Raw genomic sequence first — 16,025 nt, 5'->3', positions numbered from 1 at the left:
GAGCCTACGTAGTAGGCGTTAGGAGTAGCGGGGAATTTGCCGTAGGCCAAGCAAGGCCGTGAGAGCCGCAGCGCAGCGTTTCCCCGCTGTTATACGAAGTCGCAAATTTATATACTGTAAATGCAAAATATAGAAATCCTATAAATCAATATTACACTTCCAAAAGTAAATAAATGAATTTTAAGATAGAGCCTAGGAGCAAATTTGCTATTAGCATGTAGCATTGCAGCAAATGACCATAATAAAAAGAACACATAAAATAGGATTATTTCACTGTTTTTTGAATAAATATATGTAATTCCCCAAAGGGAATGGGATAAAAAAAATATGGCTATATGCTGATATTTGTTCACATTACTTTCATAAGATGATTTTTCGATTAAATTTATCATCTCCCCGTTGCTATTGGAATAATCGATTAAGTAGCTAATTAAACTTGTTATTATAGGTATTAAAAAAGGGAGTAAGATTAAATCTATAAATATATTCATTTGGAAAATTTCCTTAAGATCTTATTCGCTTTCTGTAAAATCCAATAGTAAAGATTCTGTTCAGAATAAGATAAGTGTATTTTCTCGGAGGGAGTTACAAATGGTTTGTAATAGTTTTCAAAAATTAAAGTTTCATTCTCGCTAATTGAAAAATAATTTAAGAATGACTTTTGGTGCAAATTTTCTAGCGAATTTTTTTCGGCTTCAATGGGAAGATAATAAGAAAAAGGAATCGCTGTTTTATACTCATTATTATAAAAAAGTGCAATATTATCTGATAGAAATTTCTGAAAGTTAGTTAAAATTTGAGCAGTTGTATTTGTATGAAAGTGAATTATTTTGATAATATATATAAAATTCATAAAATCGTCTTCGAAGTAGTCAAATTCTAAATCGTATATGAAAATGCTTTGATCATTTGTTGAGTTTGAGAAGACAATGTTCTTAAGCTCATCCTTACTTATACCGGGAAGATTAAATTTCTTTTTTATTATTTCTTTAAGACAGTTTTCTTCTATGAAATATCTGGTTCGATCCTCAATTTGAATCTCTAAACCAATTCCTATTTCATATATTGCCAAATATTCTCTATATTTTGGTAAATTTGAAAAATTTCGGTAAGTCTTTAATTTTATATTATATATCATAATTTTTTTGCGATTTCGTATAACGAACTAGACTAACCGACGTAGGCTGGCCCTGAGTCCCTGAAAGGGACGTTAGGGATTGGCGCGACGCTTGCGTAAGCAAGAGGAGTGCCAAAAGCCTATGTGTCGGAGACCGAACGAGGGCGTAAGTCCCGAAGTGAAGCGGTTAGTTGCTGTTATGCGCAGATATTCATTGGATACATAGACTTTCAATTTTTTCAGTAAAAATTTGAGCTTCTTCCAAATTATTAAAGCTTTTGAGATAATCTATGTCATAAATTAATCCAAAATCATAGAATATAGATTTTACTTTGTATTTGTTCGTAAGTTCTTCTATAAGATAGATTTGGTCATATCCTACTGAGTAATAAATTTTTCGAGATTCAAAATCCTTTAATAAGTTTAGTTTCAATTTCAAATATCTATTTTCTTCTTTTAATAGGTCTAGAAAAGAAAAATCAATATTTAAACTTTTTTCAAATCCGAGAGGGAATTCTAGGTTAGAAGTATTTTCTATATTACCGATCAATATATTTACATTTTCAAGATTATTTTTTTTGCAAGAATAAGTGTCTTTTTCTGAGCCCGTATTAGAGAATTTAATGCAGTGAAAAGTATATAAAAATAAGTATATTCTGCTAATATTATTTTTCGAAATATTTCTTTCACAAATTTTTTTCGAAATAATATTCTGTGCCTCAATATTGTATTTTAAGAATTTAAAAAACTGGTTTTTGTAAACTAATGGTATAAAAAGCGCAAGAATTATGAAAGTAAATATAAACCCAAGGATAGGATTTATAATATGATAGTAGATTGCAAATTGAGATTGAGGATTATTGGCAATAAGTTTTCTAAGTATTCTTATTATCATGATTTAATTTTGAATATTTGCGCATAACGAACTAGACTTAACGACGTTCCTCGACCCTGAGTCCCTAGAAGGGACGTTAGGGACTGGCACGTAGTTTGCGGCTGCAAACGAGTGACAGAAGAGGAATGTGTCGCAGACCGAGCGAGGGCGTAAGTCCCGAGGCGAAGCGTTAAGTCGCTGTTATACGATGTTCCCGATTTATTGATTATAAGTGAATATCTCTTATGCGAATTTTGTTTTTTGATAATACGACAAATTTCCCATTTAATTCGAGACTATTTCTATTTAGGAGAATATTCAAAGAGTTGAAAATTTCTTTAAAATCTTTAGGATTATATCGTAGAAAGATGATTCCGCTTGAAAATTCTTTGTGAGCAAAAACCCATTCACCAAAATCTTTATCTAAGGTAAGAATGATTGCGTCAATTTTCTTTGCCAGCTCAATGACTTGTAAATCTGTAATACCTTTACTTTCTTCTAAAACAGAAAGAACTCTGTACCCTTCATTTCTAAGAAGTTTTATAAGTCGATAGTCGACGTTTTCATCAGCGAGTATTTTAACTTGCAAGTAAGCTTTCTCTGCTTATTACATGGCTTGAATAGGAGATACAAGCGAGGATATCGTTTTTTTCGATTCCTGGTGAAGCTTCGAGGATTTCCTCGATAGACATTCCATCGCCTAATCTTTCGAGAATTAGATCGACTGCTATCCTTGTATTTTTAATCACCGGTTTACCGAGTAAAACATCAGGTGAGGAGGAAAGTCTAGATTTATAATCCATAGTAATATTCTATCACCGATCTTGAAAAAAAGTCAAGTTTTGTTAGAGCTGCAATAAATAGAAATTCTCAGTTATTCTGGTTTTTCTCCATCTCTCTAATGCCATTTCAAAAGTAGATGTTTAGGGAATATCGTATAACGAATAGACTTACCGAAGTTGTCCGACCCTGAGTCCCGGGACGGGACGTTAGGGACTGGCATGTAGCTTGCGACTGCAAGGCGAATGCCAGGAGGACAATTTGCCGCAGGCCGAGCGAGGCCTTGTGCCGAAGCGATGCGGTAAGTCGCTGTTATACGAAGTTTGTGCTTTAATTAATCTTTAACCATATTTTCGTTAATGATTTTTAGAGATCTTCCTTTCTTCGATTTATAAAACCGGAAATCACTATCTAAAGTGAAGATATTAGAAATTTCATAAGCATCAGAAAGTGTCATAAGCGAAGCGTCAGCAAAGTCCATTGGTCGATCGGAATATTTGTCCATAAAATATAGAATTGAGCTGAATTGTTCGTTATCCTGATTGAGTATTGAGATAGCATTGTTATTAATCCATTCAATAAAAGCTTTTTGTATTCTTTTATTGTCAGATAGTAAATATGAAACTTCAGTAACTACAGCAAGAGAAGTAAATAATCTTCCTTTGAAATTTTTAAGAAAAGATCTTACTTGTAGGCAATAATTATCTGATTCGTCGAAAAAGGCAACGATTGGACCCGTGTCAATTATGGCCTTAATCATTTATGTTTTTTGTTTAGAGCTTCTTTTATATATTTCTGATGGTTGATTGATTTATCAGAAATACCACTCTTGTATAAACCGAAATATTTCTCACCCAATTCATAGGCATTCGGTTGCTTTGCAAAATTATCAATATAGTATACTAAGGATTCTTTAATTACTTCGGATTTACTTTTATTTTCAATTTTAGCAACTTCTGAAAGTCTTTTTTCTAGTTCTTCTGGTAATCTTAAGCTAATCATAATGGAATTGTGATACAAGTGTAATACATTTCCATCGAGATGTCAAGAAAATCTTATCTCTATTTTTATTTTTACAAATTAAATTTGCACAAATTTCGTATAACGAACTAGTGTAAACGACGTTCCCCGACCCTGAGTCCCGGCGGGACGTTAGGGACTGGAACGACGCTTGCGCAAGCAAGAGGAGTGCCAGAGGGGAATGTGTCGTAGACCAAGCGAGGGCGTAAGTCCCGAAGCGCAGTGTTTACACGCTGTTAATTGCAGTTGGTTACCTATTGTAAAAGATAATGGTGCAAAGAGTATAGATTCAGCGCGCAAATTTTCGCTCTTAATTTTCTTTCTCTTTCTCTTAGATTTCTTATATTTTCTTATATTTTCTTATATTTAAAATAACACAGCGCAATCTTTAATAAAGCGTAAATGGAATGACACAGCCACACGAACGGAACCGACAATATTTATCTTAACAACTCTTAAGAAAATTTGCGCGCTGATTTTTTGTTGTAGAGGTTTAACCAATTGCAATTAACGAACTAGTCTTCCCGAAGTTGTCCGACCCTGAGTCCCTGTAAGGGACGTTAGGGACTGGCACGTAGCTTGCGTATGCGAGCGAGTGACAGGAGGACAATTTGCCGCAGGCCGAGTGAGGCCTTGTGCCGAAACGTAGCGGGAAGGCGCTGTTATACGAAGTTGTGCTATTTTTGATTTAAGATTTCGGAAAATTGTATTTTTTTTCCGTCGACTGTAAATTCTGGATTTTTCCATTCTTTTAAGCTTACTTTAAATGATTTTACTTTTCCGATTGAGTAAATTAATTGGTTTTCCTCATTTTTAATTTGAATTTTATCACCTTCTTCAAAAATTGTATAACAAATTTCATAAAGGCATAAAGTGTGTTTAATATCATTGTATTGATTTTTATTTTCACAAGTATCTAACTTATAATCAAAAATATTTGTTTCTTTAAGATCATTTAAATTTAATTTATAGTAATGCCAGGCAGTAGTGCAGTTTTCTCCACCTCCAAAAGATAAGACAATATTATCATCATTTATAAATTCCTGAAATATATAATCATTTTTCTCATAAATAATTTTGTTAGTAGATTTTTTTCGAATTTGAGTAATACAAAATCCAGCAAACCAATCTCCACAATATTTTTGATTTGAGTTTTCTGGAATTAACTCATTGATAATGTATTCTTCATTACTAGAATGAATAACTCTAAGAGATTTAAGTGGTGTTTTAGGTCTTGCAAAGCCAAGGTAAACAAAACCGGATTTGTTTTTGTATTTTGTTATTCCCCAGGAATCAAATTTTGAATCTAGTTTAACCTTTTCAGAAATTTCCTGAATTTCGATTTCTGTTTGAAAAGGAATTTGAATTAAGGATTTAGAGAGTTTATCTGGTTTTTCTCGTAAGTGAAGGGACTTGGCCGTAATAATATAGATTGAATTTTGTGGAGTAAAATTTAGTCCATTAATGATATTTGTTTGTTCGTTTTTTTTGCAATTGAATAACATAATTATCAGAAAAGAATATTTTAGAATTTGTTTTATTTTTATCATATTTTAATCCAATTTGCACAATTTCGTATAACGAACTAGACTTAACGACGTTCCTCGACCCTGAGTCCCGAAGGGACGTTAGGGACTGGAACGAGGCTTGCGGAGGCAAGAGGAGTTCCAGAGAGGAATGTGTCGTAGACCGAGCGAGGGCGCAAGTCCCGAAGTGAAGCGTTAAGTCGCTGTTATGCGTAGTTTTTCATAGTCTACTTTTGAGTTTGCTATTTAAATCTATTTCTTCATTATTTTGTTTTTCAAATAAACCATTTTTAATTACAAAATCAAAAGAGAATTGGGACTTTCTCGGTGTTTTAATAATTAAAGTATTTTTTCCTTCATTGTAAAATAGCTTATCGAATTTAACAATTGTTCTTGAACAAGTAACAAAATCTTCTGATGTTTTTACAATATTAAGTTGATTAGGATAGTTATCATTTACGAGTAAAGGACGTTCTAATTGAATTTTCGTTCCTTTTTCAGTAAAGGAATAAGGGTAAATATATTCAATTTTATTTAAGTATTGATGGCCGTTTAAAGAATATTCGTAAAGGTATATATCTAATTCTCTATTTCTGAATTTCTCCTTATCAAAACATATTTCGGAAAGGAATAATATATCAGATTCCTTAAAGTTATTTAAAAAATTGTTTTTATTTGATTGATCAATGATATTATTCGGATCATCGAAAATTGCGTTGAAATTACGTTTTTCAATAAGAAACAAATTAATTTGGTAATTTTTTGTACCGTAAAAGGAGGATTCTTCAAATTTGGCATTTGATGTTTTTCCAATTCTATTTTCGGAAGTCAAACCTGGTGAAATCAAATTCAACGAAGAGCAAGACCAAAATAGTAGAACCATTAATATGTAATTTTTTTTCATAGTTTCCTTTGAAATTTTTTTGAAAAATTACGCATAACGAACTAGACTTACCGAAGTCCCCTGACCCTGAGTCCCGGAGGGACGTTAGGGGCTGGCACGACGCTTGCGAGGGCAAGAGGAGTGACAGAAGGGGATTTGCCGTAGGCCGAGCGAGGCCTTGTGCCGAAGCGTAGCGGTAAGTCGCTGTTATGCGAAGTGGCAATTATTTTTATAGAAATCTTCTTTATAATAAGTTTTTTAAATCTTCGAAAACTAAAATAATAGTCTTTAATCTGAATACATAAAGAACAAGAAGATTTCCCAAAATAGAGAAAACAATTATATAGAATAAAAGATAAAGAAAAGGAACCATTGAGAAAATGATAGCGAATTTATAATTCTCTCTTTTAAAATTTATGAAAACTAAATAAAGACATGTAATATGAAGTGGAAAAGAAACAAGGCTAAGGATTACAGATGTAAAAAACCAAGTGCGAGGTTCAACTATTAATTTTGAAGTATCTGCATCGTAAATCCAAACAGATCCCATTAAGAATTCATAAAAGATAAAAAAATTGAATAATGAAATGAAATTTATTAAAATAATTATGATTTTATACAGAAACATTAAATTCGAATTCTTTTTTCTTTGATATTTTTAGTAAAATGCAAAGTATTTTGATTTTACTTAATAAGAAGTCCGTAGGTAAAAAATTTTTGCTAGTTTGAAGCTATTTAAAAATTCCATTCTCTAAGAAGAAGTAAATATATTAATATTGTCAATATATAGGATTTAATAATCAGAATAATTTTATTCTAAGTTTATTTGCCATTTCGCATAACGAACTAGACTTAACGACGTTCCTCGACCCTGAGTCCCTGGAGGGGACGTTAGGGACTGGAACGAGGCTTGCGTAGGCAAGAGGAGTTCCAGAGAGGAATGTGTCGTAGACCGAGCGAGGGCGCAAGTCCCGATGCGAAGCGTTAAGTCGCTGTTAGTCGCAGTTTTTAGGTTTTCAGCATGCCGTAAGTTTTTGACAGTGAATTTTCATGGTTTAAAGTTACATAGTCTTTGGTTTCTTGTTTAAAAAAATCGGTAACAGAAGCTACGTTATAGCTGTATTTATTTTCTAGAGTAGATTCAAATAATTGGTCATATCTGTTTTTAACATTGATATCACTGTCATTGTTGTATACGGTCACTTTTTTTAAATTTTGGTTATTTAACATTGAATATGTAATCAAATATTTGATATAAGCATCTGATTCTGGAAGTGAATATCCAAGGAAAATTATTTCATGGGCTTGGTTAAGCATATTAAATGCATTTTGCCAAATTATTTTTATTTGATCGTTTGCTGTTTTGTTCCAAGTTGGAGGAATAATTCTGCTTTCTATAGATCCGTGGAGTTTAGCAATTGATAACGTAAGGTTTAGTTCACTAACAATTTGATTTTCGTAATCTATTTTTATCTTATTTTCTGAATTCGAATTAATTAGTTTTATAAATTCTTCGATATTGTTGTCGTAATTTAAGGTAATAATTTGATATTTATTATTATTGGATTCGTCTTTCGAAACATCGAATAAAATTTTATTGTTGCGATTATAAATTTTAAATTTAGCACCGATTATGCGTAGGATAAATTGAAAATATACATCAAGTATACGATCTTGGAATATATTATTGTGTTCTCCTTTTAGGTTTTTGTGTAAGTAATGTTGGTTAAACTCGATAGTTTTAGTGGATCCGATTATGACGTCTTTTATAAATTTTTCAAATTCTGAACCTTCTATTATTTTGTCTGATAGGTAATCGCCCATTTCAAGTAAAGAAAGGATGCTTTCTATATTGTTCAAATTTATGTTAATTTTCGATTTAATATAATGAAGTTTTTTGATTAATTCGAAAATTACTTCAAAGGATTTGTATTTGAATGGATCCAATTCATGTAGATCATGAGATCTCTCGAGAAAATTTGCCATTGTTGGGATATCAAGTGGTGCTGAGAATCCTGCGCCTAAAAATAATATTTTTTTTCTAATATTCATAATGTTTTAAAAATTGCGACTAACGAACTAGACTTAACGACGTTCCTCGACCCTGAGTCCCGAAGGGACGTTAGGGACTGGCACGTAGCTTGCGTAAGCAAGCGAGTGACAGAAGAGGAATGTGTCGCAGACCGAGCGAGGCCTAGTGCCGAAGCGAAGCGTTAAGTCGCTGTTATGCGCCGTTACCAGAATCGTAAAACTTTTTTTCTCGTAATGAAATTTTAATCTGATCAGAAAAATAATCATCAAATTCCTGAAAATGTAATTTGTAAAAATAGTTAATTTTTCTTTCTTTGGTTTCTCCATCTTCCAGTTTTAAAAGCTCTTTATGTTCAGAATCTAGGCCCATAGAGATTACGAAAAGTTTAACTTTTTCAACTGACGTTAGACTTTTAATAACATTTTTATCAATTAATCTAATTATGTAAATTGCATTTGCAACGAGAGAGGAAATATCTTTTAATGAAGGGCTGTTGGCCTCAAAATTTTCAATAGTTTTTTCAATGTCTAGATCGGAATGATTTTCAGAAATTAGGTTTTTAGATTCAATTAAAATCTTAAATTCATCTTTTGTCAAAGTTGCTTGGGACTCAACGTGAACAATTCGATTTCTCCAATGAACAATAAGCAACATTAATATTTTACGATAGTCATTTTCTTCAGAATATGCATGTTCATTAAAGAAGTTTACTCGTCTAACATTTTCTTGTAGCCCTGAATATTTTGTAAGTAATTCCTCTGAGAATATAACAGATTTAACGGACTCTAAGTAATGATATATAGATTCAGCTAAGAATATAAATGTAGACCTCACTGCAAACCTGCGTGATTTTTTTGCAGATAATAATGGATCAATTGTATTCCAGGTTATGGAGAGTTTTTCCGGTTTTTTGGCAAGACCTTCCCCTACATAGCTTAATCCGACACAAATAGTATTTAAGCTGTGTATGGAATCACCAAGATTATTTAGAAATTTTTTAAGATGATTTGTTTCCATAAAGGTGTGATACCATTGGGATTCGAACCCACGTTTTCAGCTTTAAATTTTTATTTAATCGACTGATGTCTTAACCGCTAGACGAAAGTATCATTTCTGGTTATGGCGCATAACGAACTAGACTTGACGACGTTCCTCGACCCTGAGTCCCGGAGGGACGTTAGGGGCTGGAACGAGGCTTGCGGAGGCAAGAGGAGTTCCAGAGAGGAATGTGTCGCAGACCGAGCGAGGGCGCAAGTCCCGATGCGAAGCGTTAAGTCGCTGTTATGCGTAGTTTCGCTTGTAAAAATTTATTTTCTAATTGTGACGCTGATCCAATCCTTTTCAAAACCTAAAGTCTTTAGGATTTGATCTTTATCTAGTTTTGGTGGATTTTTAATTTTTATTAGAAGTGAATTTTTCGGAACTTCTTCAATTATTGTGAATTGGCTTCCATGTGGTTGCCATGTAAATTTATGACTTCCAGTCTTTTTATCATATCCTTCTAAATTATCATTATTATTCCATTTCCAGTCAAAGAGATCCGTGTCATACCTGAACGTTTCGTATTCAAAAACCACAACCTCTTCAAGACTATTGGATTTGATCAGGACAATAGTTCTTACATGCTTAAATCTATTTCGAACAGAAGACACTCTTTCGTTCCAAATATCTAATATCTGATCTCCCAGTAATTTAGTATCCATGTCCTTTACATTTGATTCACCGAAAGCATAAGCTGGCGAATTTCGACCAGAAATAAGACGTATCGTTTTTTGATTATTTGGATTGGCAGATTTGACAGTTTTGGCTCCCCAGCAACAATTTCCAAGGATTACATCATCCAATCCAACATTCGAAGGTTTCCATTCTGCACCAATGCAAAGTGCAAAGATCTCTTCCCAGTCGCTACCTTCTAATACCGCTTTTCCTTTAGAAGTTAGCAGGTAGACAATTTCTTTTCCTAAATTAAATCCAAATTCCTTTGGGAATTCATTTAATGGATAAGGTGCTTTTACTTTTTCGACATTGCGAAGACGAGGTGATTTTTTATCGGGCATGCATCCTCAGATCATGATGTAGAGTTTCTTTAGTTTGTAAGTTATTAGTGATCAAGTTATCGTTTCTAATTACTTTGATTAGTGATTCAAGAACGTTAGTAACGAGGTTAACTGGAACAGCATTTCCAGCTTGTTTTCTCACTTGTGCATCTGGAACAACAATTTTGAAATCATCAGCGAAGCCTTGTAACCGTAACATTTCTCGACTAGTTAGTCTTCTTTCTCCGTTTACTAAAAGGTAATTGTATGATGCTCCAGCTCTGAGTGCGCATGAATATGGATAAGAAGAAATATTTCCAGATTTATTTTCATGCCATATTGAAGGATAAAATTTCGAAGTATGAGATTCTTTTCTCTTATTTACGATAGACTCTGATGCAAAATGTTTTTTATCAACATTTGTTTCTAGAATACTTTCTAAAGTCACCATAGTTTCAGATTTAGTAGGCCAAAAGAAAAGCATAGGTCTATAGTAACCGACAATAAAAACTCTTTCTCTTTTTTGTGGTAAACCGAAATCTAAAGCATTTAATATTTTGAAATCGACGGAATATCCTAAATGATTCAGTGTTGAAATTATATGTTTGAGCGTTGCACCTTTATCGTGGGAGACTAATTGTTTTACATTCTCAAGAATAAATGCCTTCGGTTTTTTTGCATCGAGGATACGAGCTATTTCATAGAATAGCGTTCCCCTCGTATCTTCAAATCCCTTTCCTTTCCCAATAATACTAAAGGGTTGGCATGGAAAACCTGCGAATAAAATGTCATGATCCGGAATATCATCAACTGGGACTTCTTTTATATCTCCATGTGGCAATTGCCCATAATTTGCTGAATAGGCCTTTCTTGCATATTCGTCAATATCTGATGAAAATACACATTGCATCGATATATTTTCTTTCGAAGAGACTATGTTTGCGGCAGAATGAAAACCACCAATTCCGCAAAAAAGATCGATAAATTTTAATTCTATACTATGTCTCATGCTACCAGTTTATTTCCTTTCTTCCTAATTTGTAAATTAGTTTTCAATCGATTTTACTTGATTTTTGTTTAGTGTTACCCATGTCCTGAGTCATACAATCGCGAAATTTCGCATAACGAACTAGTCTTCCCGAAGTTGTCCGGCCCTGAGTCCCTGTAGGGGACGTTAGGGACTGGCACGTAGCTTGCGTATGCATGCGAGTGACAGAAGGACAATTTGCCGCAGGCCGAGTGAGGCCTTGTGCCGAAACGTAGCGGGAAGACGCTGTTATGCGACGTTTATTCGGCTTGAAAATGACCTTCTTCAAAGAATTTCAATTTAAGATATGCTTTTAGCATTGGATTTTTAAATTTATATCGATGGTTTTTCGAAGTTCCTACCTTGATTAAAACATTCCCTTTTGTATCTTGTGAAAGTTTACCTAAATGGTACGTAAATGAACGTAATTTTACTTCTTTATTTAATAGTTTTGACATAAATTCTTCTAAATCTTTTGCTCTGAAAGTTCCGTGTTCGTCAACGGTAGCCATCGCACAAGAATATAGAACATCTTTAAAATTCGATTCTAGTTTAGTCGTTCTTATTGCTTGTTCATATGTGTTACGGATAGTTTCGTGAGCATTCGAAGTTGCTCTTTTTACGGAGTTTTGAAAATGATTTTCCGTAATGATATCTTTATTTTCGTTAATAGCTTCTTCACAGGCATATTTTGAAAGCAGGTGTGTAAAATGAGGAAATCCGTCAGAAAATTTTACAATACTTTCCTGAACTTTCTCCTCCATTCTTATATTCATAGCTTTTGTGCCTGAAGTAATAATTTCTAAAATTTCTTTATTTGACATTTTCTGTAAATAAATTTGCTTCAAGCATCTTTCCAGAGATGGATGCTGGCCAATCAGGTCGTTGATGCTTTCTCCAATTCCAACTAACATTATGGTGACATTTTCGTTATTATCAGATAATGATTTAATTAAACTAGCATAGGTAGTCTTAATTACAGGGTTTTCTATAACATCATATTCATCAAAAATTAATAAAAATTTTGTTTTGTCATAATTAGATAGAATTGAAGTTACTGAATCTATATCATGCAGATCCTTTGTCTTAAGGTCATTTAGATTGTAGCTCGAAGTTTGGGTATCTTTATGAAATCCAATTTGTTTTTTTTCAAATTTTTGAACTATCTCTCTAAAAGTTTTATCCCAAAGTTGGTTAAAGGTTGAATCTTTTGAGCAGGTAATTTTACTAACGATTGCATGTTCATTAAAAATATCTCTAACTATGTTTGAAAGTGAGGTTTTACCAACACCTCTTTCTCCAAATAATACTATGTGTTGACCTTTTTCATTTATAGAACTAAGAACTTCTTTTAATTGATCAATTCGTCCTATAAAGAAGTCTTTCACTTTAATGGGAGTAGAAGGAGAAAAGACTTCTCCTAATTTATGTAATTTTTGAATTTTCTCGTCTGTGATTTCCACGAATTTTTCCTTATTTTGTTTTAGTATTTATTAATAAATGTCGCATAACGAACTAGACTTAACGACGTTCCTCGACCCTGAGTCCCTGTAAGGGACGTTAGGGACTGGAACGAGGCTTGCGGAGGCAAGAGGAGTTCCAGAGAGGAATGTGTCGTAGACCGAGCGAGGGCTCGTCCCGAAGTGAAGCGTTAAGTCGCTGTTATGCGAAGTTTTACTTATGCCTAGTTAAATAGAAAATTGCAAATAGCGGAATTGTAACTGGTAATAAAATTATATCAAATGCAGCCATCAAAGGTAATAATAAAATTCTTTCTTTTTTGACTCTACTTTTATAAGGTTTTCCGCTGCTTGGTATAATTTGAAAATAAGAAATGGAATGTGGTAATTTAGAATTACTTTTTTTGAAAGTGAAATGACTTTCTTGGTTTATTTCAGACTTTTCATATGGTAAAAATCCGAAATTAGCGAACATGATGGAAATATATGCAATATCGTTATCTGGATATGACACTACTACCTTTGAATAATTGCTTCCAACTGATCCGAAATTTGGTTTTGAATGAAATATAGTTTTTTTTTCGCAATGACCAAATGTACTAATATTATAGATGTTACATGGGTCATTATTGAGGTAATGTTCCAAACGTTCACTTGAAAAAACACCTTCAGGGTAAATTGCAATTCCAGAATGTAGAGCGTAAGCGGATCCGTCTTGAAAGAGAATTATAAAATGTTTATCAAATAATCCATTTCCAACTAAAATTTCTTTGAATTCCTTTCCTTCTGGAAAATCAGAACAATTGCAGTAAATGTCGTAATCCCCTGGAGATCGAAGAACATATTTATTACCAATAAAAAGTAGTCCGTTCGGTTTGTTATGTTTCGTTAGTAAAGATGGTTTAAAAATTTCAGGGCAAGGAATATCTTCATTTGCTTTAATTTTCGAGCGGGTATTATTATCTGTCGCCGGTAAAATAAAACAAAGCTCTTTAGTTGGGTTAACATACCGATCAAATCGATCAGATGATTTTTCAATAGCTTCAACTTTTATAATTATTTTATCTTCCGATTCAGTGATATTCAAAAGTCTTTTGGGAATAGTTTCAATTATAGCATCTTTGCTTTTAATTGAGTTCATCGTTTCATGAGTCAAAGCACATTGAATGAAAGAAGAAAAAATTAACGGAATTAAGATGTATTTTGTATTCATATATTTGTTTTTTTTTATTTTATTAATTGAATTTGTAAAATTTCGCATAACGAACTAGTCTTCCCGAAGTTGTCCGACCCTGAGTCCCTGAAAGGGACGTTAGGGACTGGCACGTAGCTTGCGCATGCGAGCGAGTGACAGGAGGACAATTTGCCGGAGGCCGAGTGAGGGCTTGTCCCGAAACGTAGCGGGAAGACGCTGTTATGCGAAGGGCGGTTTGTTACTCGGATTTTCTTCTTAAATATTCCATAATATATTCTTCATCCGGAATACATGCTTGGGAAAAAATTTTTCCGAAAGGTGTGGTTAACCATTTGCTATATCGAGTTACTCCTGTTTGTATACCACTTGAGACTATCGGATTTTGTTTGAAAACTGGCCAACTTACTAATCCTAACGATTCGAGATGGGCATAGTAAGTTTCGATATGTTCAGGAAATTCTAATTTTTCTTTCGGTATTTCGCTACTAATCAATTTTCTGTTATAAAATTGGTTTAGTGTTCTATCGTAATCCATTGTATCAACCACATTAAATTCTTTATTCTTTAGTTCGAAGAGCAAAATAGCCTCATCGGAAGAAATTTGCTCAAGTAATCTTGGAAAAGCTGGGTGTGCGTTTTTATATTCATCTCTATCCATAGATTTTGTTATAAGATTAATAAAAGATTCAAACAGGATATCATCTTCTTTAATATATTTTAAGTTTTCTAGTGATGGTCCAATTATCTTCGGATCTGCTTGTATTAATTTATCTTCAGGAACTTTATTTTTAATTCGAGTTAATATTATTTCTAATCTATCTTGTAAGGAACCTAATATTTGTATCGGAAAAAGAAGTAATCTTGCGGTTTTTACTAAATCTTCACCTAATTTTCCTACTTGAGAAGTAGTACCTGATAGACCATCGTCGTAAATTTTTTCTACGACCTTTGAGTCTAAAGCTTTTTTTACAATTTCTAATTCGTTGTCCATATATTTCCTCTTTAGATATTATTTTTAACCGCATTTCGCATAACGAACTAGACTTAACGACGTTCCTCGACCCTGAGTCCCGAAGGGACGTTAGGGGCTGGAACGAGGCTTGCGGAGGCAAGAGAAGTTCCAGAGAGGAATGTGTCGCAGACCGAGTGAGGGCGTAAGTCCCGAAACGAAGCGTTAAGTCGCTGTTATACGACGTTTATTTAATATTAAAATATTTTCTTAGTTCCGCAAAAGTTTATTTCCCCTTTTGACGCATTATCTAAGAAAATTTGTCTTTCTAGATTGCATAATTTGTTAACTATAACTGCAATTTTTCCAAAATAATCCGATATATCTGTAGTTTGAATAATGGATGCGAGGATAATATTTACGCATTTGTTAACTTCCACTTTTTTAAAGTAGGATTGTCTTTTGCAATTTTGGTCTTGTTGAAATTCGTACGGGAGTAAGGTGGTCGGATTTCCAAAAATTTGTACCGATTTTAATGAAACAGCAATTCCTATTTTTCTTTCTGTTTCGTCCTCAGTATAAAATTCATTAGAGTCAATACCTTGATTGATATTACATGCAATAGATAAGAGTGGTATTAAAAGATATGAATAGAGTTTAGTTATTTTCATTTTTTATTCTTTGAAAAACAAACTATTTTCCTGCAATCTGCGAAGCAACCTAATCGAGCATTATTTTTATCTTTGAATTTGTTTGAGATGAAAGTGAATGAATCTTTGCAGTTTTCCATACAAAGTTGTTTTTCTTTACAGTCGATCGAATAGTTTTCATCCATTGTTTCGTAATAAGGATGGATTGGCTTTTCTTTTGAGAAGTCAATAGTTTGTGCTGACAAATCTTGAAATTCTCCAAATGATATAAAGTAGAATGAAAATAATAGAGTTAGATTTTTTTTCATATTTTTGAACTAGAATTAATTTTAAATAAATGTCGTATAAGAACTAGACTTAACGACGTTCCTCGACCCTGAGTCCCGAATGGGACGTTAGGGACTGGCACGGAGTTTGCGAATGCAAACGAGTGACAGAAGGGGAATGTGGCGAAGCCCAAGCGAGGGCTTGTCCCG

Annotated in this window: 16 protein-coding genes and 1 tRNA gene; all 17 read right to left on the bottom strand. The window is 33.3% G+C overall.

Translation table 11 applies throughout. From position 1 onward, the window contains the following. Positions 1 to 487: 487 nt before the first annotated feature. The 17 genes from EHR01_RS06495 to EHR01_RS06410 all read right to left on the bottom strand — a co-directional run bounded on the left by EHR01_RS06495 (position 488) and on the right by EHR01_RS06410 (position 15,570). Entirely contained in the window at positions 488 to 1,138 is a 651-nt protein-coding gene (locus tag EHR01_RS06495; RefSeq protein ID WP_135693831.1) for a hypothetical protein, read from the bottom strand. 190 nt (positions 1,139 to 1,328) lie between these two features. Beyond that, the gene (locus EHR01_RS06490) at positions 1,329 to 2,012 is read right to left on the bottom strand and encodes a hypothetical protein (RefSeq protein ID WP_100719709.1); all 684 of its coding nucleotides are present in this window, start codon (positions 2,010 to 2,012) and stop codon (positions 1,329 to 1,331) included. Positions 2,013 to 2,217: 205 nt separating this feature from the next. Continuing rightward, positions 2,218 to 2,580, bottom strand: a complete 363-nt coding sequence (locus tag EHR01_RS06485) for a DUF5615 family PIN-like protein (RefSeq protein WP_135629358.1) — start codon at positions 2,578 to 2,580, stop codon at positions 2,218 to 2,220. Then, on the bottom strand, positions 2,570 to 2,794 hold the full coding sequence (locus EHR01_RS06480; protein WP_100720076.1) for a DUF433 domain-containing protein: 225 nt from the start codon (positions 2,792 to 2,794) through the stop codon (positions 2,570 to 2,572). The genes EHR01_RS06485 and EHR01_RS06480 overlap by 11 nt, the downstream gene beginning before the upstream one ends. Positions 2,795 to 3,105: 311 nt before the next feature. After that, entirely contained in the window at positions 3,106 to 3,531 is a 426-nt protein-coding gene (locus EHR01_RS06475; RefSeq protein ID WP_135693830.1) for a type II toxin-antitoxin system VapC family toxin, read from the bottom strand. Beyond that, positions 3,528 to 3,773 carry a ribbon-helix-helix protein, CopG family gene (locus EHR01_RS06470; RefSeq protein WP_135693829.1) on the bottom strand — a complete coding sequence of 82 codons (246 nt, stop codon included), beginning with the start codon at positions 3,771 to 3,773 and terminating at the stop codon, positions 3,528 to 3,530. Before EHR01_RS06470 ends, EHR01_RS06475 begins: the two co-directional genes overlap by 4 nt. 695 nt (positions 3,774 to 4,468) lie before the next feature. Then, complete coding sequence (locus EHR01_RS06460) at positions 4,469 to 5,341, bottom strand: hypothetical protein (protein WP_135693827.1); 873 nt, start codon at positions 5,339 to 5,341, stop codon at positions 4,469 to 4,471. A 196-nt stretch (positions 5,342 to 5,537) separates the two neighbouring features. After that, the gene (locus EHR01_RS06455; protein WP_135693826.1) at positions 5,538 to 6,221 is read right to left on the bottom strand and encodes a hypothetical protein; all 684 of its coding nucleotides are present in this window, start codon (positions 6,219 to 6,221) and stop codon (positions 5,538 to 5,540) included. A 987-nt stretch (positions 6,222 to 7,208) separates the two neighbouring features. After that, a complete protein-coding gene (locus tag EHR01_RS06445) occupies positions 7,209 to 8,252 on the bottom strand; it encodes an SIR2 family protein (protein ID WP_135693825.1) in 1,044 nt (347 codons plus the stop codon). A gap of 172 nt (positions 8,253 to 8,424) precedes the next feature. Continuing rightward, a complete protein-coding gene (locus tag EHR01_RS06440; protein ID WP_135693824.1) occupies positions 8,425 to 9,249 on the bottom strand; it encodes a hypothetical protein in 825 nt (274 codons plus the stop codon). Between the two features lie 7 nt (positions 9,250 to 9,256). Beyond that, a tRNA-OTHER gene (locus tag EHR01_RS19200) sits at positions 9,257 to 9,341 on the bottom strand. A 198-nt stretch (positions 9,342 to 9,539) separates the two neighbouring features. Then, positions 9,540 to 10,289 (bottom strand): hypothetical protein, encoded by a 750-nt coding sequence (locus EHR01_RS06435; protein ID WP_135693823.1) that lies wholly within the window; start codon positions 10,287 to 10,289, stop codon positions 9,540 to 9,542. Next, positions 10,279 to 11,277, bottom strand: coding sequence for a DNA cytosine methyltransferase (locus EHR01_RS06430; protein ID WP_135693822.1), 999 nt, complete (start codon positions 11,275 to 11,277; stop codon positions 10,279 to 10,281). Before EHR01_RS06430 ends, EHR01_RS06435 begins: the two co-directional genes overlap by 11 nt. Before the next feature lie 278 nt (positions 11,278 to 11,555). After that, complete coding sequence (locus tag EHR01_RS06425; protein WP_244309987.1) at positions 11,556 to 12,758, bottom strand: nSTAND1 domain-containing NTPase; 1,203 nt, start codon at positions 12,756 to 12,758, stop codon at positions 11,556 to 11,558. A gap of 211 nt (positions 12,759 to 12,969) precedes the next feature. Beyond that, a complete protein-coding gene (locus EHR01_RS06420) occupies positions 12,970 to 14,016 on the bottom strand; it encodes a hypothetical protein (protein WP_167482928.1) in 1,047 nt (348 codons plus the stop codon). Between the two features lie 172 nt (positions 14,017 to 14,188). Next, positions 14,189 to 14,941, bottom strand: a complete 753-nt coding sequence (locus EHR01_RS06415; protein ID WP_135693820.1) for an Abi-alpha family protein — start codon at positions 14,939 to 14,941, stop codon at positions 14,189 to 14,191. Between the two features lie 215 nt (positions 14,942 to 15,156). Then, positions 15,157 to 15,570 carry a hypothetical protein gene (locus EHR01_RS06410; RefSeq protein ID WP_135693819.1) on the bottom strand — a complete coding sequence of 138 codons (414 nt, stop codon included), beginning with the start codon at positions 15,568 to 15,570 and terminating at the stop codon, positions 15,157 to 15,159. Positions 15,571 to 16,025 lie beyond the last annotated feature (455 nt).

This window comes from Leptospira mtsangambouensis (genome assembly GCF_004770475.1).
GTDB classification, from domain to species: Bacteria; Spirochaetota; Leptospiria; order Leptospirales; family Leptospiraceae; genus Leptospira_A; species Leptospira_A mtsangambouensis.
Note: the sequence above shows the minus strand (reverse complement) of the source record. Positions and strands in the feature narration are given on the sequence as shown.